The 21,704-nt window shown below is 68.6% G+C and carries 25 protein-coding genes; 15 read left to right on the forward strand and 10 right to left on the reverse strand.

Annotated elements, in window-relative coordinates; genetic code table 11:
- Positions 1-176: 176 nt before the first annotated feature.
- A complete protein-coding gene (locus GAS53_RS54990) occupies positions 177-320 on the forward strand; it encodes a hypothetical protein (RefSeq protein ID WP_192582948.1) in 144 nt (47 codons plus the stop codon).
- A 273-nt stretch (positions 321-593) separates the two neighbouring features.
- Here GAS53_RS54990 and GAS53_RS04160 read toward each other — a convergent pair whose 3' ends face one another.
- Positions 594-1,274, reverse strand: a complete 681-nt coding sequence (locus GAS53_RS04160; RefSeq protein ID WP_151476040.1) for an SDR family NAD(P)-dependent oxidoreductase — start codon at positions 1,272-1,274, stop codon at positions 594-596.
- 80 nt (positions 1,275-1,354) lie between these two features.
- A complete protein-coding gene (locus GAS53_RS04165) occupies positions 1,355-2,074 on the reverse strand; it encodes a DsbA family oxidoreductase (RefSeq protein ID WP_151476041.1) in 720 nt (239 codons plus the stop codon).
- Positions 2,075-2,180: 106 nt separating this feature from the next.
- Between GAS53_RS04165 and GAS53_RS04170 the strand changes: the two genes are divergently transcribed.
- From GAS53_RS04170 to GAS53_RS04205, 9 genes are all read left to right on the forward strand, one after another.
- Complete coding sequence (locus GAS53_RS04170; RefSeq protein WP_151476042.1) at positions 2,181-2,600, forward strand: winged helix-turn-helix transcriptional regulator; 420 nt, start codon at positions 2,181-2,183, stop codon at positions 2,598-2,600.
- Between the two features lie 26 nt (positions 2,601-2,626).
- Positions 2,627-2,872 (forward strand): hypothetical protein, encoded by a 246-nt coding sequence (locus GAS53_RS04175; protein WP_151476043.1) that lies wholly within the window; start codon positions 2,627-2,629, stop codon positions 2,870-2,872.
- A 288-nt stretch (positions 2,873-3,160) separates the two neighbouring features.
- Complete coding sequence (locus GAS53_RS57555) at positions 3,161-3,286, forward strand: hypothetical protein (protein WP_263974102.1); 126 nt, start codon at positions 3,161-3,163, stop codon at positions 3,284-3,286.
- A gap of 39 nt (positions 3,287-3,325) precedes the next feature.
- Positions 3,326-3,664 carry an ArsR/SmtB family transcription factor gene (locus tag GAS53_RS04180; protein ID WP_151476044.1) on the forward strand — a complete coding sequence of 113 codons (339 nt, stop codon included), beginning with the start codon at positions 3,326-3,328 and terminating at the stop codon, positions 3,662-3,664.
- Positions 3,661-4,137, forward strand: a complete 477-nt coding sequence (locus tag GAS53_RS04185) for an SRPBCC domain-containing protein (RefSeq protein ID WP_151476045.1) — start codon at positions 3,661-3,663, stop codon at positions 4,135-4,137. Before GAS53_RS04180 ends, GAS53_RS04185 begins: the two co-directional genes overlap by 4 nt.
- A complete protein-coding gene (locus tag GAS53_RS04190) occupies positions 4,134-4,760 on the forward strand; it encodes a dihydrofolate reductase family protein (protein ID WP_151476046.1) in 627 nt (208 codons plus the stop codon). Before GAS53_RS04185 ends, GAS53_RS04190 begins: the two co-directional genes overlap by 4 nt.
- 83 nt (positions 4,761-4,843) lie before the next feature.
- A complete protein-coding gene (locus GAS53_RS04195; RefSeq protein ID WP_318721217.1) occupies positions 4,844-5,965 on the forward strand; it encodes an IS630 family transposase in 1,122 nt (373 codons plus the stop codon).
- 46 nt (positions 5,966-6,011) lie between these two features.
- Positions 6,012-6,320, forward strand: a complete 309-nt coding sequence (locus GAS53_RS04200) for an immunity 53 family protein (protein ID WP_151476048.1) — start codon at positions 6,012-6,014, stop codon at positions 6,318-6,320.
- Positions 6,321-6,350: 30 nt separating this feature from the next.
- Positions 6,351-6,926, forward strand: coding sequence for an Lrp/AsnC family transcriptional regulator (locus GAS53_RS04205; protein WP_225858710.1), 576 nt, complete (start codon positions 6,351-6,353; stop codon positions 6,924-6,926).
- A gap of 169 nt (positions 6,927-7,095) precedes the next feature.
- Here GAS53_RS04205 and GAS53_RS04210 read toward each other — a convergent pair whose 3' ends face one another.
- Positions 7,096-8,691, reverse strand: a complete 1,596-nt coding sequence (locus tag GAS53_RS04210) for an ISL3 family transposase (RefSeq protein ID WP_151476050.1) — start codon at positions 8,689-8,691, stop codon at positions 7,096-7,098.
- A 442-nt stretch (positions 8,692-9,133) separates the two neighbouring features.
- Positions 9,134-9,940, reverse strand: coding sequence for an enoyl-CoA hydratase-related protein (locus GAS53_RS04215; protein ID WP_151476051.1), 807 nt, complete (start codon positions 9,938-9,940; stop codon positions 9,134-9,136).
- Positions 9,941-10,043: 103 nt separating this feature from the next.
- Here GAS53_RS04215 and GAS53_RS04220 point away from each other — a divergent pair, with 103 nt between their 5' ends.
- Entirely contained in the window at positions 10,044-11,378 is a 1,335-nt protein-coding gene (locus tag GAS53_RS04220; RefSeq protein WP_151476052.1) for an aminotransferase-like domain-containing protein, read from the forward strand.
- A gap of 734 nt (positions 11,379-12,112) precedes the next feature.
- Here the strand turns inward: GAS53_RS04220 and GAS53_RS04225 are convergent.
- Positions 12,113-13,066 (reverse strand): LysR family transcriptional regulator, encoded by a 954-nt coding sequence (locus GAS53_RS04225; RefSeq protein WP_151476053.1) that lies wholly within the window; start codon positions 13,064-13,066, stop codon positions 12,113-12,115.
- 173 nt (positions 13,067-13,239) lie between these two features.
- Between GAS53_RS04225 and GAS53_RS04230 the strand changes: the two genes are divergently transcribed.
- Positions 13,240-14,358, forward strand: a complete 1,119-nt coding sequence (locus GAS53_RS04230; RefSeq protein WP_151476054.1) for a PrpF domain-containing protein — start codon at positions 13,240-13,242, stop codon at positions 14,356-14,358.
- Positions 14,359-14,477: 119 nt separating this feature from the next.
- Positions 14,478-15,719 (forward strand): SLC13 family permease, encoded by a 1,242-nt coding sequence (locus GAS53_RS04235; protein WP_151476204.1) that lies wholly within the window; start codon positions 14,478-14,480, stop codon positions 15,717-15,719.
- A 337-nt stretch (positions 15,720-16,056) separates the two neighbouring features.
- On the opposite strand, the gene GAS53_RS04245 is transcribed toward GAS53_RS04235, so the two are convergent.
- From GAS53_RS04245 to GAS53_RS04255, 3 genes are all read right to left on the reverse strand, one after another.
- Positions 16,057-16,272 (reverse strand): tautomerase family protein, encoded by a 216-nt coding sequence (locus tag GAS53_RS04245; RefSeq protein ID WP_151476055.1) that lies wholly within the window; start codon positions 16,270-16,272, stop codon positions 16,057-16,059.
- 25 nt (positions 16,273-16,297) lie between these two features.
- On the reverse strand, positions 16,298-16,453 hold the full coding sequence (locus GAS53_RS04250; protein ID WP_225858712.1) for a short-chain dehydrogenase/reductase: 156 nt from the start codon (positions 16,451-16,453) through the stop codon (positions 16,298-16,300).
- 153 nt (positions 16,454-16,606) lie between these two features.
- Positions 16,607-17,407: an SDR family oxidoreductase gene (locus GAS53_RS04255; RefSeq protein WP_151476056.1), complete on the reverse strand. Its 801-nt coding sequence runs from the start codon at positions 17,405-17,407 to the stop codon at positions 16,607-16,609.
- 216 nt (positions 17,408-17,623) lie between these two features.
- Here GAS53_RS04255 and GAS53_RS04260 point away from each other — a divergent pair, with 216 nt between their 5' ends.
- Together GAS53_RS04260 and GAS53_RS04265 are read left to right on the forward strand one after the other, a co-directional pair.
- Positions 17,624-18,496 carry a helix-turn-helix transcriptional regulator gene (locus tag GAS53_RS04260; RefSeq protein WP_151476057.1) on the forward strand — a complete coding sequence of 291 codons (873 nt, stop codon included), beginning with the start codon at positions 17,624-17,626 and terminating at the stop codon, positions 18,494-18,496.
- Between the two features lie 233 nt (positions 18,497-18,729).
- A complete protein-coding gene (locus GAS53_RS04265) occupies positions 18,730-19,602 on the forward strand; it encodes a helix-turn-helix domain-containing protein (protein WP_151476058.1) in 873 nt (290 codons plus the stop codon).
- 202 nt (positions 19,603-19,804) lie between these two features.
- Here GAS53_RS04265 and GAS53_RS04270 read toward each other — a convergent pair whose 3' ends face one another.
- Both GAS53_RS04270 and GAS53_RS04275 read right to left on the reverse strand, forming a co-directional pair.
- Complete coding sequence (locus tag GAS53_RS04270; RefSeq protein ID WP_151476059.1) at positions 19,805-20,569, reverse strand: SDR family oxidoreductase; 765 nt, start codon at positions 20,567-20,569, stop codon at positions 19,805-19,807.
- A gap of 169 nt (positions 20,570-20,738) precedes the next feature.
- On the reverse strand, positions 20,739-21,518 hold the full coding sequence (locus GAS53_RS04275) for an NAD-dependent epimerase/dehydratase family protein (RefSeq protein WP_151476060.1): 780 nt from the start codon (positions 21,516-21,518) through the stop codon (positions 20,739-20,741).
- Positions 21,519-21,704: the final 186 nt, after the last annotated feature.

Raw genomic sequence — 21,704 nt, forward strand, 5'->3', positions numbered from 1 at the left:
TGCAGCCTTCGAGCCCGACTGATGGCATGGGGCGGTACTGATCCGGATCTACAAGAACTTTTGACGACGGGGCAGGCGCGCCCAGTTCAGGTGGGTGGGGTCGTGGGAACCGGCCGCGTGGACGTTCCGTTCCTCATGATGGATGCCCAGGGCAATGCCCTTCCTGAGGTGGAAGTTTGGGTGCGCGACCTGATGCGAGGGGACGCCCGCCCGAACACGGGGAGTCCATCCGCATCATCGCGGCCGGAGTGAAGGTCCCGGTCGGTGTCGTACACAAGACCCTGGCCGAGGCCAAGGCAGAGGCCCAGCGCGATCAGTAGCTCGCCGCTGGGCCTCGGGGTGTTCGCTGGTGCTGCCGGTCAGCGTCGCTCGTCCGTGATCCAGACGAGCCAGTGGCCCGTTCGCGGTGGGCTGGGTCTCCACCCTGATGGGGGTCAGCAGCGAGAATCGTTGAGTGCGTATGCCGTCGATCTGCTGGTGCCCAAACTCATCAACACCACCAATCCTGTACAGGACCGCGGCGATCCGGCGTGACTCCAAGGCTGGGATGTCGGGGCGGGCGCTGGAGCACAAGTACGGGGTGAGCCGGCCGGTCAGGCGTTGAAGACGGCCTCGGAGCGGTCGCGGTTTTCGTGCAGGTCCCAGTACAGAGGGGCGATCTGCTCGGGCGTGGCCGTCGGGAAGCCCTCCGGGCCGCCCTCGCCGATCCACACGTTGATCGCCACGTGGGCGGCGTGCACGCCGCTGCCGGCCAGTTCCTTGTTCAGGTTGATCACCCAGTTGCGCAGAGCTGCCTGGGCCGCGTTGGCGTTGCCGAACATCGGCACCGGGTCCACGGAACCGCCACCGGTGGTGAACAGCAGAGTCCCGGCGCCCGCCTCGCGCATCGCGGGCAGTACCGTCTGGGCCGCCGTGATGGCGCCGTAGAAGCCGTACTCGATCATTGGCTGCAGATTGTCCACCGTGACCTCCGAGGGAGTGGCCAGGGTGAGGCCGGGTACCGGGGAGTGCGGGGCCGGCGAATACTCCAGTACGTCGATGCCGCCGAAGCGGGCCTTGGCCGCGTCCAGGGCATCGGTCAGTGAGGCGCGGTCGAGGATGTCGGCGGGGAACGCGGCTGCCGTGATGCCTTCCTGGCCGAGCTGGGCAACCAGCGTTTCCAGCTTCTCCTTGGTACGGGCGATCAGGGCGACGTCGAAGCCGCGGCTGCCGAAGGTGCGCGCGATGGCCAGGCCCATGCCGGGGCCGGCGCCGACGATGGCGAGAGTGGGCACAGTGAGATCTCTTCCGTGTGGTGACCGCCAGGACATGCGGAGATCGGATGCCCGGCTGGCGTGTGGATCAGGTGTGTAGATCAGGCGTGGGCGGCGTGGTCGGCGGGAACCGCGCAGCCGTCCGGGCCGCAGATCGCCGCGTCGTTGTCGGCATCGAGAACGGTCGGGTGGGTCTCGTCCCAGACCTGACGCAGGATGCCGAGCAGGGCGTCGGTGTCCTGCGCTCCTGCAACGGCGTACCGGCCGTCGATGACGGTGAAGGGGGCACCGGTTGCCCCGAGCTGCTGCGCCTGGTGTGCGTCTTCCTGTACCTGACGGCGGTAGCGCCGGTCGGCGAGCACCTGGCGAGTCTGTTCGCGGTCCAGGCCGATCTCGTCAGCCAGGCCGAGCAGATCGTCGGGCGTGAAGATCGACTCGGCTTTGCCGAAGTAGGCGTGGAAGATCATGTTCCAGGCTTCGCCGTTCTCGCCTTCGGCGGAGGCGTGAGCCAGGAACTCGTGGGCCAGGTCGGTGTTCCCGACTCGGTTGTCCAGGACCCGGTAGGGGGCCAGGCCCTCGGCGGCGGCCATGCCTTCGATATCCGGTACGCCGGCCTGCCCGGGGATGACGCCGTACTTGGCCAGCACAAATTCGCGGACGCTGAGCGTGCGGTCCTCGGGGAGGCCACTGCCCAGAGGGAACGAGCGGTGGATCACCTCTACGTGGCCGCTGTGCTCGAACCGCTCTACGGCCCGATCCAATCGATGGCTGCCCAGGCCGCACCAGGGGCAGGTGATCTCAGACCAGATCTCGACTTTCATGCCCTGACCTCCAATTCCTACTGTTTGTTCGTAACGCCATGATGAGCCAGTATGGAAGGCGATACAAAAGGCACATCGGTGTGCGCGACGGAGAGGAACGGGCGCTATGCAGGACAGTGCGGGTATCGGGATGGCGGCTGCGGTCGGGCCGTGCGCGAGCATCCCCGCCGATCACATGGACTTCATCCGCCAGGTGCTCGACCGGGTGGGCGACAAGTGGAGCATGTTGATCATCGCCGTCTTGGAGGGCGGCCCGATGCGCTACACCGACTTGCAGCGCCAGATCCCGGGGATCTCCCAGCGCATGCTGACCCACACCCTTCGCCAACTCACAGAGGACGGGTTGATCAGCCGTACCGCCTACGCCGAGGTGCCACCGCGCGTCGAGTACGCGCTCGCCCCGCTCGCCGGCGGCCTGAACGAGATCGTCAAGCAGCTGATCGGTTGGGCGGCCGACCACCACGACGAGATCCGCGCCAACCGTTCCCGTGCCGGCATCACCGCCTCCTCCGCGTCGCGGTCCTGAAGGCGTCACGCTTCGCACTCGCAGAAATGGGCGCAGTGCAGCAGTACTTCGCCGGCCATCCGATGAACCCGATCCCACCCAAGAAGACCGGCGGGCACCTCACACGCGTCCGGGCGGTGCGGCCCCGCGTCGGCCCGCCCGGCCCGGACCGGCTGCTCCGGCAGGACGAGCGAGCGCGGTTCCACCGCGCCGGCCGGGTTCTCGTGGAAGGGCTCATGCGGGCCTTCACCGTCGCCGATGTCCGCCCCGACTCCCGACGTGCTCCGTGGTGAACCGGGCCGGACGCGTCACCTGATGCAGCCACGCCACCGGTGGGGAAGAATGTCTCGCCCGGACCCGCACCGAACTGAATCGGCACGCCGGACAGCAGGGTGCCGAGACCGATCGTCTGCCCGGGCCGCAGCACGGTGAAGCCCTGCAGCGTGTAGTACGTCCGGAGGTCGCGCGGCGTCTCGAACTCGCCGAACAGCAGCAGCTAGTCCGGCCGCCAGTACACGCACCGCTTCAGCAGCGCGGCCTCGATCCCGCGACCGCGGGCATCCTCCCGCACCACGACCGCGTTGATCTTCGCTTACTTCGGCATCGAGAGCAGTGCGTACCGCTTGTGGCCCGGCAGCTGGGCGACCATGGAGATGACCGAGCCGGACGGGACCGTCGGCGCCCCGGCCACCTGCCTCAACACTTAGCCCTTGCGCTAACCATTACGTCCCGCAATACTTAGCCTCATGGCACAGTATTCGGCGCAACTGGACGGCGTGTTCGTCGCCCTCGCCGACCCGACCCGGCGCGCCGTCGTGCGGCGCCTCGGCCACGGGCCCACGAGCGTCGGCGACCTCGCCCGCGAGTTCCCGATGACCCTCCCCTCGTTCATGAAGCACGTGCGGACTCTCGAGTCGAACGGACTCATCCGCACGGTCAAGTCCGGCCGGGTGCGCACCTGCGTGCTCAACCGCGAGCGGCTCGCCCTCGTCGACGACTGGCTCGCGGAGCAGCGCCGGATATGGGAGGAGCGCACCGACCGCCTCGAACAGTTCGTCACCGACCCGGAGGAGAACAGGCAGTGAATCCCGATCTCGACCTTGGCCTGGAGCGGATCATCCGCGCCCCGCGCGCGACGGTGTGGAGCGCCTGGACCGACCCGTCCCGGCTGGAGCAGTGGTGGGTCCCCGCTCCGTCCCGCTGCCGGGTGGACAGCCTGGACCTGCGGCCCGGCGGGGCGTTCGTGACGCAGCTGAGCGACGACGGGGCTGAGTTCGTCCCGCACCTGGACGCATGCTTCCTCGCCGTCGACGAGCTCCAGCGGATCGTGTTCACCAACGCGATCAACAGCACCTGGCGTCCCGCGCATCCCGCCCCGGTCGCGATGACCGCCGCGATCACGCTGCTCGATCACCCGGACGGCACGGACTACCGGATGGTCGTCCGGCACGGCGACCCGGAGTCCCGCGCCCATCACGAAAAGCTCGGCTTCGCCGAGGGCTGGGGTTCGGTCGCCGCCCAGTTGGCCGCCCTCGCCGAGAGCATGGCCCCGCGATGAAGATCACCCTCACCGAGTTCGTCACGCTCGACGGGGTCAGCCAGGGACCCGGCTCACCGGACGAGGACACCAGCGACGGTTTCACCCTCGGCGGCTGGCTCGTGCCCCACATGGACGGGACGTTCGTCCAGCGCGCCTCCGACTGGCTCGACCTCGCCGACGGCCTGCTGTTCGGCCGGCGTACCTACGAGGCGTTCGCGCGCGACTGGCCGAAGATCACCGACCCGGCCGATCCGTTCACCGAGCGCATGAACACGCTGCCGAAGTACGTCGTGTCGAACACCCTCACTGAGGGGACCTGGCACCCCACGACCGTACTCAAGGGCGACCCGGTCCAGACAGTTGCCGAGCTCAAGACACGACCGGGACGGGAACTCCAGATCCACGGCAGCGCCCGCCTCGGCGACGCGCTGCTGTCGGCGGGCCTGATCGACACGCTCCGCCTCGCGGTCGCGCCCACCGTGCTCCGCACCGGCCGGCGCCTTCTGACCGGCCCGGGCGCCCCGTCCGGTCTCCGCCTGGTCCACCACGAGGCGACACCGAACGGCCTGCTGCTCCTCGAATACGAGACAACAGGCCAAGCACCCCAAGGTGAGTACGAGGGCGTCACCGCCTTCGTCTAGTGCTGTGACCGCATAGGTTCGCCGAGGTGGTGATCATGGCGATTGGATGTCCGGTGACGTCCGTTCCGACCGCTGGAGGCGTGGTGGCCGAGCCTGTCCGTGTGGGCAGACTGACCGATCAGGAAGGGCAGCAACTGCAGCAGATCGTGCGCCGCGGCAGCACGAATTCGGTGCGATATCGGCGGGCGATGATGCTGCTGGCCTCTGCCGGCGGGAACCAGGTTCCGGTGATCGCCCAGCTGGTGCAGGCCGACGAGGACACCGTCCGTGACGTGGTCCACCGATTCAACGAGATCGGTCTGGCCTGCGTGGACCCTCAGTGGGCGGGAGGCCGTCCCCGCCTGCTCAAGGCTGACGACGAAGACTTCGTCATCCAGACGGCCACCACCCGACCGGCCAGGCTCGGCCAGCCCTTCACTCGCTGGTCGCTGCGCAAACTTGTCTCCTACCTGCGCAAAGTCCACGGCCGGATGATCCGCATCGGCCGCGAAGCATTACGCTGCCTGCTCGCCCGCCGCGGCATCACCTTCCAGCGCACCAAGACTTGGAAGGAGTCCCCGGACCCGGAACGGGACACCAAACTCGACCGCATTGAACACGTCCTGGACCGCTTCCCGGACCGGGTCTTCGCGTTCGACGAGTTCGGCCCGCTCGGCATCCGCCCCACCGTGGGCTCGGGCTGGGCCGAACTACGACGTCCCGACCGGTTGCCCGCCACCTACCACCGCACTCACGGGGTGCGGTACTTCCACGGCTGCTACTCGGTCGGCGACGACACGTTGTGGGGAGTCAACCGCCGCAAGAAGGGTGCCGGGAACTCGCTGGCCGCGCTGAAATCGATCCGCGCCGCCCCGCCCGACGGCGCGCCAATCTACGTGATCATGGACAACTTGTCCGCCCACAAGGGCACCGAGATCCGGCGCTGGGCGAAGAAACACAAGGTCGAATTGTGCTTCACCCCGACCTACGCCTCGTGGGCCAACCCGATAGAGGCGCACTTCGGACCGCTTAGGCAGTTCACCATCGCCAACTCCGACCACCCCAACCACACCGTCCAGACCCGCGCCCTGCACGCCTACCTGCGGTGGCGAAACACCAACTCCCGCCACCGCGACGTCCTGGCCGCCGAACGCAAGGAACGCGCCCGCATCCGAAGCGAAAAGGGCATCCGCTGGGGCGGACGACCCCTCGCCACCACAGCCTGAGCGACCCGGCGAACCTATGGTCAGAGCACCACTAGCATCCCCTGTCATGAGCGATTCGGAGTATGTCCTTGACTGGCTGCAACACTGGTACGCCGCGCAGTGCAACGAGGACTGGGAGCACGAATGGGGCGTGAAGATCGCCACGCTCGACAACCCCGGCTGGACCGTCACCATCGACCTGGAGGAGACGGACCTGGAGCACCACGAGTACCCCCGCCAGGACGTCAACCGCAGCGCTCACGACTGGGTCTGGGCATGGACTTCCGAGAAGGCCTTTCACGTCAGATGCGGGCCCGGCAACCTCACCGAAGCCCTCGCCTTGTTCCGCTCCTGGGCAACCGCGAACACTCCCTGAGCAATCGGACAGCGGCGGGACACCGACCCGGTGAACCTATGTGGTCACAGCACTAGCGAGGTCACGCCCGCCGACCGAGCCGTCCTCGCGCACCTGGCCCAGGACGGGCGGGCCTCGCACCAGGCTCTGGTCACCGCGCTGAAGACCAGCGCCTCCACAGTGAAACGGCGCATCGACCAACTCACCGGACTGGGACTGCTCAGCTTTCGTTGCAACTGCGCCCGCCCTTTGGGCGGCTGGCCCGTGGCGGCCACCTTCTGGGCCAGAGCCGCACCGGCGGACCTGCCAGACCTCGGACACGCCCTGATCCGGCTGGCGCAGACGCGCAACAGCGCCGCGATCAGCGGCCCCAACAACCTCATTCTGCAGGCCAACCTGCATTCGGTGACCGACGTCCTTCGCTTCGAAACGCACCTGGCCGCCTCTCACCCCACCCTCGACATCGTCGAACGGGTGATCACCATGCGGCACGAGAAGCTGCTGGGCCGCCTCCTTGACCACCACGGCCGCACCATCGGAACCGTCCCTCCGGACACCTGGGCGGAGCCGCGCGGAGAACTCCGACCTGACGTCTACCATGCAGCCCGCCTCCTTGACCGTTGGTGAGGCGCCCGACCCAGGTGATGATTGAGCCCCACTGCGATCCGATTGCGAACTGACATCAAACTCATTGACATTGATCTTGTCGGTCACGGCCGAGTAACTCCCTGAGCCACGTCGAGACGACTCCCTTAGTAAGGCTCTGGCCCACTTCGTGTGGTCGTGTGACTCTCGGTCACGCCAGTAGGACTCGTTTGCGAAGGAGTTCGAATCCTGCGCGGCCGAACATCTGGCGCTTGAGCATCTTGATCCGGTTGACATGACCTTCCACGACGCCGGAGTTCCAGGGCAGTGTGAGGCCGGCGATGACGGCGTCGAGGTCGCGTTCGAGATGCTGGGCGAAGTGCCGGAGGCTGGGCAGGTCGGTAGTGGAGGTGGCCGCTTCGATCCAGGTCGGCAACTGGTCGCCCTGGAGGTGAGCGAGCATGTGGCCGAAGGAACGCACGTGCTCGGAGAGTGCGGTGAGTTCGGGGCAGTTGGCCAGGACGGCTTTGAGCCGGAGCTGGTCGCTTTCGGGCAGGGCGTCGGGGTGGGTGAGGATCCAGCACGTGACGGCGCGGGCCGATGGCGGGCGAGGGCCGACTGGTTGGGGTTTGCCGCGAAGGTTCCTGCTGACGTAGTCGCGGACGCCGGCGTAGCCGCGGGGATAGCCCTGTTCCTTGATCTCCTCCCATAGCTTCCAGGCGTTGGTGCAGCCTTCCTGCCAGCGCTGATCGAGGTAGGGCTTGTAGTCGTCGAGCGTGGTCGCGCGGTTTTGCCACTGGCCCGTGAACATCTCCTCCGGGGTGGTGGCACGAGAGAAGCGCAGGATCGTGTTGAGGGTCATGCCGAGCTGCCGGGCGACGGACCGCTTGCTGTGACCGGCGGCGAGGAGAGCGTGGATGGTGGCGTGCTTGGCGCGGGTGCGTTCGGCGAACCTGTGCCCTGTCGGCCAGGGCGACGATGCAGCCGGCTCCGCCTCCTCCTGGGGTTCCTCCGGCTGTTCCGGGATGGGGCGCAAGCATCCGCGGTGCCGGTAGACGCATTTCTCGGCGGCTTCGCCCAGGTTGTGCCAAAGATGCCACCGGTCGGCGACTTGAAGGGCCTGCGGGGCTCCGCGGGTGGCGCCGTCAGCGAAGAAGGGTGCGCGGTCGCGACAGACAATCTCGATGCCGGGCCGATCGGCGAGCCCGGCAGCGAGCGTGTCCGCCTCTCGGTCGGGCAGGAGGTCGATCGGCCGACGTGTTTCGACGTCGACGAGCACAGTTCCGTAGATCCGTCCCCTGCGCTGGGCGTATTCGTCCACGCCGACCACGCGGGGCGTGGCCGTGGGCGGATCCGGGAGCGAGGCGATCAGCCTCAGCAGGGTGTTCCGGCTGACCGGCGCCCCGAAGACGTTCACCATGCGAGCCCCGGCCCGGCCCGCGAGCGCGAGGCCGACCGAGATGAGCGTCGATCGCAGCCGTTCCGTCCGCCGGCCGAACCGGCGGGTGAGGCCCGGCACCTGCTCGGCGAAAGTCTTGCGCGGACAGGAGTCCTCCGCGCAGACGAACCGGCGCACCCTCAATGCCACTACGACGGACTTGCCCGCCGTCGGCAGGTCATGGGGAAACCGCAGATAGGAGCCGTGTATTCGCCCCGACAGGCACCCACAGCCCGGGCAGGTAGCCTGCCGGGCAGTGCTCAGGGCCTCGACCCGGACGGCCATGTCGGTCACCTCGACCGACTCCACTAACACGTTCTCCAGCGAGGAGAACAGCAACTCTTCGAGTTGCGGCCGTACTTCGTTCACGGCTCAGCACTGTCGGCCACGCTGCACACCGACCGGGCGATTTTCGGGCTACCTCAGCCACTATCACGGGAAGATCGACTGTAGGTTCCAATTCCGAATGGCCCATTCCGATGCAGTGACCAGGAGGTTTCACTCTGTCTCGTTCGCGGGCCATGGCATTCCGTCTCACGATCTTGGCCCTTGGGCACTGCCCATGCACTCCTCGGAGGTTTCAGGCCCCCGTCTGCCTTCATGCCTGCCAGGAACGACTCCAAGTCTGGGAACTGGCCGACATGCACCGGGTATCCGAGCCCGGCACGGCAGGGACTGACCCTTCTTCTTTCCGTTCCGGTAGAAGCCCTTTGCGTACTCGTCCCGGGCCTCCTCCGCCTCGTCCGCGAACTTGAGTGGTTCGGCCGAGGTGATGAGGGCAGCCTCAGGCATTGATGGTCCGGTGCAGACGTCACGTGTGCGTTCTGGAAACGGAGTTCTTCAGCGGGACGGCGGTCGTGCGGTCGAGGAACCGCCGCAGCCCGGTCCGCACGCCGTCAGTGGGCACGGTGGCGGCGAAGCAGGCCGCCTCGACCGCAAGTCCTTCGTCGACGGGTAGGTTGATGCCGCGGGTGACCGCGCGCAGGCAGGCCGCTACGGCCGTCGGCGCGTGCCGGATGATCCGGTCGGCCAGGTCCCGTGCGGCGTCGAGGAGTTCGTCGCCCGGTACGACGGCGTTGACGAGCCCGATCTCCGCAGCCCGCGCGGCCGGGATCGGGTCGCCGGTGAGGATCATCTCAAGGCCGCGTTTGCGGCCGACGTGCCGCGGCAGCCGCTGGGATCCACCGAAGGGCGGTGGGAAACCGAGCGAGATCTCGGGCTTGGCGAACATGGCGTGCTCGGCGGCGATCGCCAGGGGAGCGGCCTCCGTGATCTCGCAACCACCGCCGTACGCCAGCCCGTTGACGGCGACGATCACAGGCTTGGGGAATTCCTCGATCCGCCGGGTCAGCGCGTGTCCCCGTCGGACGATCTCGCGCAGGGCGCGCTCGGGCCCGCCGGCGATGCTCCCCGCCAGAGACGGAATGTCCGCTCCCGCACTGAACGCCCTGCGCCCGGCGCCGGTCAGGACGATCGCCCGGACGGAGTCGTCGGAGTCGAGGCGGTCGAGGCCCGCGAGCAACGCGTCGATCGTCGGGTAGTCGAGGGCGTTGAGCTTGTGTTCCCGGTCGATGGTGATGGTGACGACGTGCTCGTCCCGGTCGATGTGTACGGTCATGCCACCTGCTCCGTTCCGCCTGGGCTAGGACGCATCGAGGCTAGGAGCCGTACCCTATGACGATCCATTAATTGTCCTGGATACAGATGGATGCAGGTGCCACATGCGGCCACCGTCCTACAAGGCCATCGTCGACGAGTTCGCCGCGTCGATCAGGTCCGGCGCGCTCCCGGCGGGCACCCGGCTCCCGACGCACCGCGCTCTCACCCGCGAACGGCGGATCGCACTGGCCACGGCCACCCGGGTCTACGCCGAACTCGCCGCCATGGGCCTGGTGGTGGGGGAACCGGGGCGCGGGACATTCGTGCGGGTGCAGTCCGGCTACGACGGCCTTGAGCCGTCACGCGCCCTGCCGGTGCCGCGGATCGCGGACCTGTCGTTCAACCAGCCGCTGGGCGAAGGCCAGGCCGACCGACTGCGGCAGGCGCTGCGTGCGCTGTCCGTCTCGGGTGAGGTCGAGGCGCTGCTCCGCCAGGACCCGCCGGGCGGGCACCTGCACGAGCGGGCGGTCGTGGCCACCTACCTGCTGGAGCGAGGGATCGACACAGCGCCAGCGAACGTCCTGCTCACCAGCGGCGCCCAGCAGGCACTCGATGCCGTGCTGCGCTCCCTCACCAGGCCCGGCGACGTCCTCGCGGTCGACGCACTCAGCTACCCCGGCATCAAGCTGCTCGCCTCGGCCCACAGGCTCGATCTGGCCCCGATCCCGGTCACGGAAACGGGGCCCGACCTCGCCGCGCTCGAGCGCCTGTGCCGCACACGCCCCGTCCGCGCGATCTATGCGATCCCCACCCTGCACAACCCGCTCGGCTGGGTCCTCGACCGGGAACAGCGCGACCGCCTTGTCACCATCGCCCGTTCACACGACTGCCTGATCGTCGAGGACGGCACCTACGCGTTCCTCGCATCGTCACCGCCTCCTCCCCTGCGGGCCCTCGCCCCTGAACGCACCTGCTACGTTGCCGGACTGTCCAAGAACGCGGCCCCCGGCCTGCGATTCGGCTTCACCGTGCTGCCCGGCCCTCACGTGGAGACTGTTGCCAGGAGCCTTCGCCTGGCGGCCTGGGGCGCTCCGGGACTCATCACCGCGCTCGCCATCGGCTGGCTGGCTGACGGCACCATTGCCCGCTGGGAGGAGGAGCGCCGAGGCGACGCGGCCGCCCGGCAGGACATCGCCCGCGCCGCACTCGACGGCATGCACCTCACGGCACATCCCGTCTCCTACATGGTCTGGCTCGGCCTGGAGCCGCACCAGCGCCCTGACCATGTCGCAGCTCTACTCGCCAACGCAGGCATCCTCGTGTCCACCGCAGACGCCTTCGCCACCGGCCCTCACCGCCCCCGAGCACTCCGACTGGCGCTCGCCACACCACCCCGGGACCAGCTCGCGACCGTGTTGCAGCGCCTGAAGGACGTGCTCGATGCGATCCCACCGTGACGGCCTGCTGGCTGCCCACCTCTAGGTATCCGAGCAGGCGTGAGTTCGTCTCACCCCGCTGTCCTTTGGGTCGGACAGAGGCCACCGTCAATGAGAAATGGACACGGGAAACACGAACCTACATCGACAGTCACGCTGCGTACGCGACCACACGAAGTGGACCAGAGCCCTTAGTACGGACAAAACCAGAGCATCGAATCCGACCCGGGCGCGACGTTTCCCAGCGCCGAATAGTTCGTGACTTCGGGTGCGGCGGCGATAGTGACAGCGGCGTGCGGTGGCCTGGTGATGGCGGCGCCAGCGAGACCAGTTCAGTGCGTGGTGTGTGCGTCGTATGTGGGCAGCGTGGGGCGGCCAGCTGCCGGGAGTCGCTGGATTTCCGCCGGTGTGAGCGGGGCGAGATCGCCGGAACCGTTCGATCCGGCGTCAATGGCAGGGATGCCCGACTTCCTGCGCAGGGCCGCCCAGTTCACCGAGTACCCGCTCCTGGCGGGGCGTCGGGATGCCGACATCCCGAGGCTTCGTCAACTCGGATACGGACCCGAGGAAGCGAGAGGGGTCAGCCAGAGCAGAGTCGACTGGGAAGCCTTCTACGCCGATCTGCCGGCCGACGATCCCATCACCAGATCAGAGCTGCGGGTGCGCGTCCAGGCCCGCGAAATCATCCACGAACATCAAGAACTCCTTCGCGATCTGTGCGCCGAGTACCGGCTGGACCTGCTGCGGCGGCACCGTCAGCCCCGCCGGACCGCCCCGAGCTGGGCCCGGTGCAGGTCTGGGGCGGTGAATCGCTGCGCCACCGTGCGCAGGACGCGGGCCATCGCCTGGGCGGGTGGGGTGGCGGGGCGTGCCGCGGCGCGTGCGAGGAGGATGCGGCGGGTGGGGGCCGGGACGTCGGAGGCGAAGAGCAGAAGGCGTACGTCGCTGCGTCGGCTGGTGAGGGCCAGGCGGGGTGCGAGCGCGATGCCGAGACCGGCGGCGACCATGGCCTGCGCCTCCTGGTAGTCGTGCGATGAGTAGGCGATGCGCGGCTCGAATCCCGCCTGGCGACAGCTTCGGCGCAGAACGTCGGCGACGGGGTGGTTGTCGGCGCGGATGATCCACTCCTGGTCGGCGAGGTCGCCGAGGCGCACGGAGGGATGTGTGCGCAGGGGTGAGTCGGCAGGGACGACCAGCACCGTGGGGTCGTCCAGTAGGTGGGTTAGGGCGAGCGCCGGATCGTCGAGGCGGTTCCATTCGTAGTCCCAGAGCAGCCCCTGCTCCACCTCGCCGGTGTGCAGCATCTCCCTGAGCTCCGCGAGGACTCCGGCGCGTACCTCGATGCGGATGCCGGCGTGGCGACGTCGGAAACGCGTGAGCGCCAGCGGCAGCAGGGACGCACTCGCCGTGGGGAAGGAACCGAGCCGCAAGGTGCCCTGGTCGAGGGCGGTGAAGGAGTCCAGGTCGGCCTGGGCGGCACGGAGTTCCCGGCGGATGGCCTGACCGCGTTCGGCCAGCGCGGCACCCGCCGGGGTGGGGCGGATACCGCGTGGCAGCCGCTCGATGAGGGGCTGCCCTGCCTCCTGCTCCAGCAGGGACATCTGCTGGGAGGCGGCGGAGGTGGTCATGCCGAGGGCTTCCGCTGCGGCAGTGAGTGAACCGCGTTCGGTGGCCTCGGTGAGCAGCAGCAGGCGACGCACGTTGAGCATGCTGACGACTTTAGCTGAGCTAAACCCTCGTGAAGCAAACTGCGATTGTTCCGAAGTCACGCCTCTGCGAAGGTCTCCGCAATCTCCGAGCGGTTCACCGGTCCGCAATGCGCCCGTAACCGCTTCTCGGCCCTTTTTCCCTCCCCTCCGTTGACCCAGGAAGAGCCTCAGACGTGCACATTCCCGCGACCCTGGTACGTGGCGGCACAAGCAAGTGCTGGCTGTTCAACCAGGTCGAAGTCCCTGCCGACCGTGGCGACCTCGAAAGGCTGCTGGTCGCCGCGTACGGCGCCACCGACCCCGTGGAGCTGGACGGGGTGGGCGGGGCAACCCCCACCACCTCGAAAGCGGCCGTGGTCAGCGCCTCACCCCAGCCTGGCGTCGACGTCGACTACCTGTTCGCTCAAGTCGGCATCGGGACGGGGTCGGTGGAGTGGACGAGCAACTGCGGCAACTGCGCCACCGGCGTCGCCCTGTACGCGGTGACCAAAGGAATGGTTCCGGTCACCGGCGACCGGACGCGCGTGGTGATGCACAACACCAATACCGGAGCGGTCCTCGAAGGGATCGTCGACACCCCCGGAGGCGTGGTGCACCACTTCGGCCGCCAGACGGTACCGGGCACCCGTGCCGGTGGGGTCGCGGTCGGCCTCACCTTCCGCGACCCCGCCGGTACCACTGCCTTACTGCTCCCCACCGGCCGGACCGCCCAGGACCTGCGGGTCGGCGCCGCCGAGCCGGTACGCGTGAGCATGGTGACCGCGGGAGCTCCGGTCGTGCTTGTCGACGCCGCCAGTGCCGGGCGTACCGGTGCCGAGTCACTGGAGCGGATGAGCGCAGACGTCTCCTGGCTGCGCACCGTCCGTCATACCGCCGCACCCCTGATGGGGCTGCTCCAGCCGGGCGAGGAACCGGGCGACGCGGTGCCCAAGGTTGGCCTGGTCGGGCCGCCGGTGCCGTACACCACCACCCTCGGTGAACCGATCGGTGCCGAGGACTACGACCTCTCGGTGCGCATGCTCACCATGAACGCCCCACACCCTGCGATCGGCCTGACCTCTGCCGTCGCCGTCGCGGCGGCCGGGCTGCTGGAGGGGTCCGTGGTCTCCCGGATCACGGGCGGCCCGACCGACGAGTGGTTGCGCCTCGGCACGCCCGCCGGCGTCGTCGCGGTCCGCTGCACCGATGTAAGGGACGGCCTGCCGCACCGGGTCACCGTGCAGCGCGCGGCCCGTCTGCTCGCCGACGCCCGGATCTACGTACCGGAAGCAGGCAGCCCGCAAGCTGCCTGAGCCGCGACGAACATCACCTCGGTCAGGCCGGCTTCCAGCCATCCGCACCGGGATACCCTCGCGCCCTCGGGGCGCGCCACCCCGTCCCCACCGCACCAAGGACAAAGATGTCTGCTGAAGTGATCTCCATAGGCGCCCTGTTGGTGATGTTCGTGATCGGCACCGTGCTGCCGATCAACCTGGGCATCCTTGCCTTCGTCGCCACCTTCGCGGTCGGCACCGCCTCGCTCGGCCTCACCGAGGACGAGATCTTCGAGGGTTTCCCGGCGAAGCTCTTCGTCACCATCGTCGGGGTCACCTACCTGTTCTCCGTCGCCCGCCGTAATGGCACCATCGACTGGCTCGTCGCGGCCGGGGTACGGCTGGTGCGCGGCAAGGTCGCGCTCATTCCCTGGGTGCTGTTCCTGGTGGCCGCCCTGCTGACGGCGTTCGGTACGTTCACACCAGCGGCGGTCGCGATCCTCGCGCCGATCGGCATGAACTTCGCCTTCCGCTACAAGCTCAACCCGCTGGTCGTCGGCATGATGGTGATCAGCGGCGGGCACGCGGGCGCGTTCTCCCCACTCGCCGTTTCCGGTGCGCTGGTGCTCGGCCTGGTCGACAAGACCGAACTGCAGGTCTCCGCGGTGACGCTGTTCAGCGCCAGCTTCCTGATCAACCTTGTGCTCTCGGCACTCACTTACGCACTGCTCGCCAAGCGCCCCGCCCCGCTGGCCGAGGGCTCCGAGGATGCGGCCGAGGACGAGGACCTCGCCGTGTCCGGCAGGCCCGACTGGCGCCAGTGGCTCACCCTCGCCTGCCTGGTCGCCCTCGTCGTGGGCGCGCTCGGTTTCCATCTGGAAATCGGCTTCCTGGCTCTGGCGGCCGGTACCCTGCTGGCTCTGGTGGACATGAAGCGGCAGGAGAAGGCCGTGGACGGCGTCAGCTGGTCCACCCTGCTGCTGGTCGCGGGCATGATGACCTACATCGCCATGCTGGAGAAGGCCGGCATCATCGAGAGCATCTCCGAGCATGCGGCGGGCCTGGGCGCACCGGTCGCCGTCGCCCTGCTGCTGTGCTTCACCGTGGCCATCACGTCCGCCTTCGCCTCCTCCACGGCGATCCTCACCGCGATCATCCCCATCGCCGTACCGCTGCTGCTCTCCAGCCACCTCAGCGCCGCCGGACTGATCGCCGCTCTCGCCGTCTCCACGACCATCGTCGACACCTCGCCCTTCTCCACCAACGGCGCACTTGTCCTCAGCAACGCCCGCGGGGTGGACCCCCGCCGCTTCTACCGCCAGGTCATCGGCTACACCGGCGGAATCGTCGCTCTCGGTCCTGTCGTCGCCTGGGGCGCGCTGGTCCTGCCCTGGTCGTAGCGCGCGGTGGACAGTGCCGCGCGGTGCGCGACTGTTCCCGCACGCCGAGGGGAGCCTTCGCCCGCGAGATCGTGCTGCCCTCGGCGATACTGCGCGCGCCGCCCGCCGGGATCGTCTTGCGCGTCGCGGCCCTGGCCGTGCCGGCAGCCGTTGCCTGGCACGCCGTCTCGTGGGCGGGCGACCTCCGCGGCAAACGCGTCCTGGCTATCGGCAGCGGCCCCGTTGGCGCCCTCGCCGTCGTGGCAGCGGCACGGGTCGGTGCCGCCGAGATCCGGTGGCGGCTCCCGACCGGGCGGCGGCCTGTGCCGACTGAGTCTGCCGTGGGTGTCTGGAGGCGTCAGGCCTCGGGCGATTGCTCGAGCATGGCGAGTGTCAGGACGTTGCCGCCGATGCCCCAGCCGCCGTCGGTGACCTCCTCGACCAGGACCATGGTGTTGGCGCGGGCCCGTTCGCCGTAGAGCTCGACGTAGAGCTCGGTGGCTCGGGTGACGATCTTCTCCTTCTGCTTCTCGTCGAGGGTGCCGGCAGGGACCTTGAAGTTAGCGAACGGCATGGTGGTTCTCTTTTCTGGAATGGGGTTACAGGGAGCTGCCTGCGGTGAGCAGGTCGTCCAGCCCGACGCGGCGAGAGAAGTCGGCACGGATACGGTCGGCGACCGCGGAGACGACTTCGCTGCCGTCGCGGCTGGGGTCAATGTGGGTGCGCAGCGGCCGGGTGCCTGCGGGCACGGCCACCAGGCGTACGACGGCGTCGGCGACCTGCGCGGCGTCCGCGTCCGGTGGATGAGCGCGGCCAGTCTCTTGTCGAGTCCGGCCGGCACAGCGCTGTAGCGCTCGTCGCAGGCGGCTGCACGGTCGGTGCACGTACGGCAAAGACGCCGTGGTCGGTCAGATGATGCCGCCGTTGGCGCGGATGACCTGGCCGTTGAGCCAGTGGCCTGCCGGCGAGGTGAGGAAGGCGACGACCTCGGCGATGTCAGCGGGGGTGCCAAGTCGTTCCAGCGGGGGCTGGGCGGCCAAGCGGGCGATGGTCTCCTCGTCCTTGCCGTCGAGGAACAGGTCGGTGGCCGTTGGACCGGGGGCGACGGCGTTGACGGTGACGTCCCGGCCGCGCAGCTCTCGGGCGAGGATCATCGTGAGCGCCTCGATGGCACCCTTGCTGGCGCTGTAGGCGCCGTAGCCGGGAAAGGCCAGGCCCACTATGGAAGTTGAGAAGGTGACCATGGCCCCGCCGCTGCGGATTTTCCGGGCTGACTGCTGGGCGATGACGAAGCTCCCGCGGATGTTGGTTCGGTGGACCGCGTCCAGCTCCGCCAGGTCCAGGTCGGCGACCGGGGACAGGTACAGTCGGCCGGCCGCGTGGACGACTACGTCGACGCCGCCGAACTCGGATTCGGTGGTGTCGAACAGCGCGGCCACCTGCTGCTCGTCGGCGACGTCGGCCTGGACGGCGATGGCCCGGCCGCCTGCGGCGGTGACCTCCTTTACGGCGGCCTCGGCCAGATCACGATTGCCGGCGTAACCGACCACGACGGCGAATCCGTCGGCGGCCAGCCGACTCACCGTCTCGCGGCCAATGCCACGGGAGCCTCCGGTGACGATGGCGACGCGGGGCTGGTCCGCATGGTCGCTGAGCGCGGTGCGGCTCGCCGCGGTTTCTTGGGAGGACGCGGCTTCCAGGGAGGACATGGAGACTCCTGTGAGAAATGCCAGAGGCGGGTGCCACGACGCGTGGATCGTGGCGTGGGGCGTGGGGCGTGGGGCGTGGGGCGTCGGCGTTGTCACCGGCTGCTCCCTGCTTGCGTCTCCAGCGTGGGCCGGTGCTGCCGGGCCAGCCATGGCTGTCTCTACCCAGGGGTTGCCACCCCCTGGCTCAGAACGCCGGCGCGCGTGACGATAGGGAGCGTGAACCACTCCGAACTCGCCGCGTTCCTGAAGTCCCGGCGCGCCCGAATCCGCCCGTCCGACGTCGGCCTGCCGACCGGTCCGCGGCGCCGGGTGCCCGGTCTGCGACGCGAGGAGGTCGCCCAGCTGGCGGGCCTGTCCGCCGACTACTACACCGAGTTGGAACGTGGACGCGGCACCCAGCCCTCCGCTCAGGTGCTGGCCGCGCTCGCCCGGGCGCTGCGTTTGAACGGCGACGAACGCGACCACCTGTTCCACCTCGCCGACCGGATGGTCCCCCCGGCTGCGCACGGCCCGACCGCGCACGTCCAGCCTGGCCTGCTCGGCCTGCTGGACCAGCTGACCACCACTCCCGCCCAGGTCATCACCGACCTGCACGAAACCCTCGTCCAAAACCCCCTGGCAGTCGCGCTCGTCGGCCGGCACCCGGCGGCGCGCGGCCCCGCGGCAAGCTTCGTCTACCGCTGGTTCACCGACCCCGATGCCCGCACCCTCTACCCGGCCGAGGACCACCCGTACCACTCCCGGGTCTTCGTCGCTGACCTGCACGCGGTCGCCGCCCGGCGCGGCCGCGACACCGAAGTGACCCAGATGGTGGCCGCGCTTCGACGGCGCAACCAGGAGTTCGCCGACCTCTGGGACACCCACGACGTCGCCCTCCGACGGACCGACCACAAACGCATCGTGCACGCCACGCTGGGCGTCATCGAGCTGGACTGCCACAGCCTGTTCAGCGAGGACGGACGCCAGCGTCTGCTGTGGTTCAGCGCCCCACCCGGCACCGAAGGCGCCGCCCAGCTGCAACTTCTCTCCGTCATCGGCACGCAGGACATGACTCCCAGCACGAACGGACTCGGACAGCCACGGGCCTGAGCAGGGTCCGGAAGCGGCACGGTAGCCGTGGCCTGTGTGCGTGATCGCACCGTTCAGGCGGCCGGGGTCGCCAGGACGCCGACGACGATCCGGCGGAACCGCTGAGGCCGGACAAGCACGAAACCCTCGCCGACGGCCTACCTGGCCCTTCCGCCGGGCAAGGCGACCCTAGGAGTATCGCGGCCACCCTGCGCAGCTGCATGGCGTGTTGTGCCGGGGCTACTGTCGATGGCATGGACAGCGACAACCTCCTGGGGCAGTTTCTGCGAGCTCGCCGCGGCCTTGTGCGGCCCGAGGAGCAGGGCGTGCCGATGATCGGCCGCCGCCGTGTGGCGGGCCTGCGCCGGGAGGAAGTGGCCATGCTGTCCGGGCTGAGCACCGACTACTACGTGCGCCTGGAACAGGGCCGCGAGAGGAACCCTTCGGTGCAGGTGCTCGACGCACTGGCCCGAGCACTATTGCTGGACGACGACGCGATTGCCCATCTGCACCGGCTGGCCCGGCCCGTGCCGGGACGTGCCCGCAAGAACTCCCGGCGTCAGCGGGTGAGTCCCGCTCTGCGGCAGATGATGAACAGCTGGACCGGCACACCTGCCGTGATTCTGGGGCGCTGTATGGAGGTGCTGGCGCACAACCCCCTGGGCGGCGCCCTGTTCGCCGGCCACACCTACAGCGGAGATCTGATGCGGCTCGTCTTTCTCGATCCCGACGCCCGGGATTTCTACCCGGACTGGGACCGGGTCGCCGCCAACACCGTCGGCGGCCTGCGCGAGGCAGCGGGCACCGACTATGACGACGCGCAATTGGTCGAGCTGGTCGGCGAGTTGTCGCTCAAGAGCGAAGCGTTCCGTACGTTGTGGGCGCGTCATGACATCCGCCAGAAGAGGCATGAGACCAAACGCTTCCGGCACCCGGTCGTCGGGGAACTCACGCTGGACTACGAGTCCTTGACCATCAACAGCGCGCCGGGTCAGCAACTTGTCGTCTACCAGGCCGAGCCCGGCAGCCCCTCCGCACACGCCCTGTCGCTGCTCGGCAGCCTGACCGCGACAGAGACGGCGCAAGCCTCGGATTCCGTGCGGCAGGACACCGCCGCAGACGATTGAGTTCGCTCCGGCCGCCATTCCTTGAAGTCCGCCGCGCCCGTAGGCCGCGGCGTCCAACTCAACTACCTCAAGGCAGCCCCGCCCTCCTGCAGAATCTCGCCGCCGTCGGCCGGCCATCGACCGCCGCTTCGACCAGTACGGAGTGCTCGTTGTGCACCGGCATACGGACGCCTGCGGGCGCAGACCGCCAACAGCCGCGACGCTACGGGCGCTGCCGCACAGGCCGGATGACCAACTCGTTGACGTCGACGTCGGCGGGCTGGCTGATCGCATAAGAGATCGCACGAGCGATGGCATCGGGCGAGATGGCCGCCGAGCGGTAGGCCTTCATTGCCGCCGCGGCTTCCGGTTCGGTGATGGTGTCGGCCAGTTCGGACTCAACGACGCCAGGTGAGACGGTGGTGACCCGGATGAACGGCTCAGCCTCCTGCCGCAGCCCTTCCGTGATCGCCCAGGCCGCATACTTCGTGGCGCAGTACACAGCCGCCGTGGGGACCACCGAGTAGGCACCGATCGACGCGATGGTGATGAAGTGCCCGCCGTTCTGGCGCTGAAAGTGCGGCATGGCCGCGGCGATGCCGTGCAGCAGGCCCTTGACGTTGACATCGATCATCCGGTCCCACTCGTCCACCAGCAGTGAGTCAAGGCGCGACAGCGGCATGACGCCGGCGTTGTTGACGATCACGTCGATGTGCCCCCGCGCAGTAGCCGTTTCGTCGACGAACCCGGCCACGTCGGCCCGGTCGGTGACATCGAGACGGCGTACGTCGATGCTGCCGCCCTCGGCTCGGACGCTCTCCGCCAGGCTGGTCAGCCGATCCTCTCGACGCCCACCGGCAACGACGTGGTGGCCTTCCGCAGCAAGCCGCCTGGCGATGCCTTCGCCGATGCCGCTCGTGGCACCCGTGACGAGTACGACCTTCCGGTTGCTGCCCTGCTCTGTGGTCTCCGGGGTTGTCCGTGTCACCGCGTCCTCCTTGCTCAGTCAGGGCAGAAGCCCCGTTGACGGATCGTTCACCTGCGAACTTGCCGTGCTTTCGATGGCAGGAGAAGGCCGGGATCTTCCTAGGAGTACTGCACACACCACACCTGGCCGACGAGGCAGTGGTGCCGTCACTGACACACCCCGCGTCGGGTCACGAGGTCAAGTCCGCGGCGATCCACTCGGTGACCGAGCCGTGGCGGGGCTTCCAGCCGAGAATGTCGCAGGCTCGTGTGGTGCGGACGCGACTGTTGGAGGCCAGGGCCCCGGTAGTGAATTGAGGCCCCCAGAAGGCGCCGGCGGCCTCGATGTCCCAGGGCTCGGGACCATCGAGGCCAAGTGTCTCGGCGATCGAGGCGGCCAGCCCCTTGAGTGATTCCTCCCCGTTCTCGACAAAGTAGAAGGTGCCTGCAGGCGACCGTTCGAGGGCGAGGAGGTACAGGTCGGCGAGATCCTCGATGTGGACGGTCGACCAGATGTTCCGGCCGGCGCCGGCATGGCGAACGACGCCGCTGTGCCGGACCTGCTCGACCAGGGCGGAAATATGCACCTCGTTGCAGGCGGGGCCGAGCCCGTGACCGTAGATCATGGCCGGACACAAGACCGAGGATCGGATTCCGGCTTCGGCCGAATCCAGGACCACGCGGTGGATGGCTGCCCTGGCTACTCGGATCGGGTGTTCCGGCTGCCAGGTGGAGCCGGCGTCGTTGATGTCGTCACCGTACGACTGTTCGTTCCGCTCTCCTCGGGCGTCGTCACCGACGACGCCCGAGCCGCTTGTGTGGACGAACGGCTTGCCGGAGCCCTCCAGGCCGGCCCTGAGCGCCTCCACAGCGGCACGGTGGTCACGGTTGGCGGCGTTGATCACACCGTCGGCCCGGTCCGTACCCGCACGCCCACCAGCCAGCACCGATTCAGCAAGGAGGACATCCACGCGATGATCACATCACTCGGCAGCATCCGTGACGTGCTCACGGACGCCCAACCACAGGACATGGCAGACGTCTACCAGAACCTCGGGCTCCGGCTCACCTACGAGCCCGGAAAACAGCTCGTGCGGGCCGAGGCTCGCCTCGACCCGCACAAGTTGGGGATACGGTCTGTGTCCGAGGGGGGACTT

Origin of the sequence: Streptomyces albicerus (assembly GCF_008905045.1) — a bacterium.
GTDB lineage: Bacteria > Actinomycetota > Actinomycetes > Streptomycetales > Streptomycetaceae > Streptomyces > Streptomyces albicerus.

What these genes read in the sequence shown, in the direction of transcription:
- GAS53_RS04165 (WP_151476041.1), bottom strand. Translation starts at nt 2,074, where the DNA reads ATGAAAGTCGAGATCTGGTCTGAGATCACCTGCCCCTGGTGCGGCCTG.
- GAS53_RS04170 (WP_151476042.1), top strand. Translation starts at nt 2,181, where the DNA reads ATGCAGGACAGTGCGGGTATCGGGATGGCGGCTGCGGTCGGGCCGTGC.
- GAS53_RS04175 (WP_151476043.1), top strand. Translation starts at nt 2,627, where the DNA reads ATGGGCGCAGTGCAGCAGTACTTCGCCGGCCATCCGATGAACCCGATC.
- GAS53_RS04180 (WP_151476044.1), top strand. Translation starts at nt 3,326, where the DNA reads ATGGCACAGTATTCGGCGCAACTGGACGGCGTGTTCGTCGCCCTCGCC.
- GAS53_RS04190 (WP_151476046.1), top strand. Translation starts at nt 4,134, where the DNA reads ATGAAGATCACCCTCACCGAGTTCGTCACGCTCGACGGGGTCAGCCAG.
- GAS53_RS04200 (WP_151476048.1), top strand. Translation starts at nt 6,012, where the DNA reads ATGAGCGATTCGGAGTATGTCCTTGACTGGCTGCAACACTGGTACGCC.
- GAS53_RS04215 (WP_151476051.1), bottom strand. Translation starts at nt 9,940, where the DNA reads ATGACCGTACACATCGACCGGGACGAGCACGTCGTCACCATCACCATC.
- GAS53_RS04220 (WP_151476052.1), top strand. Translation starts at nt 10,044, where the DNA reads ATGCGGCCACCGTCCTACAAGGCCATCGTCGACGAGTTCGCCGCGTCG.
- GAS53_RS04225 (WP_151476053.1), bottom strand. Translation starts at nt 13,066, where the DNA reads ATGCTCAACGTGCGTCGCCTGCTGCTGCTCACCGAGGCCACCGAACGC.
- GAS53_RS04245 (WP_151476055.1), bottom strand. Translation starts at nt 16,272, where the DNA reads ATGCCGTTCGCTAACTTCAAGGTCCCTGCCGGCACCCTCGACGAGAAG.
- GAS53_RS04255 (WP_151476056.1), bottom strand. Translation starts at nt 17,407, where the DNA reads ATGTCCTCCCTGGAAGCCGCGTCCTCCCAAGAAACCGCGGCGAGCCGC.
- GAS53_RS04265 (WP_151476058.1), top strand. Translation starts at nt 18,730, where the DNA reads ATGGACAGCGACAACCTCCTGGGGCAGTTTCTGCGAGCTCGCCGCGGC.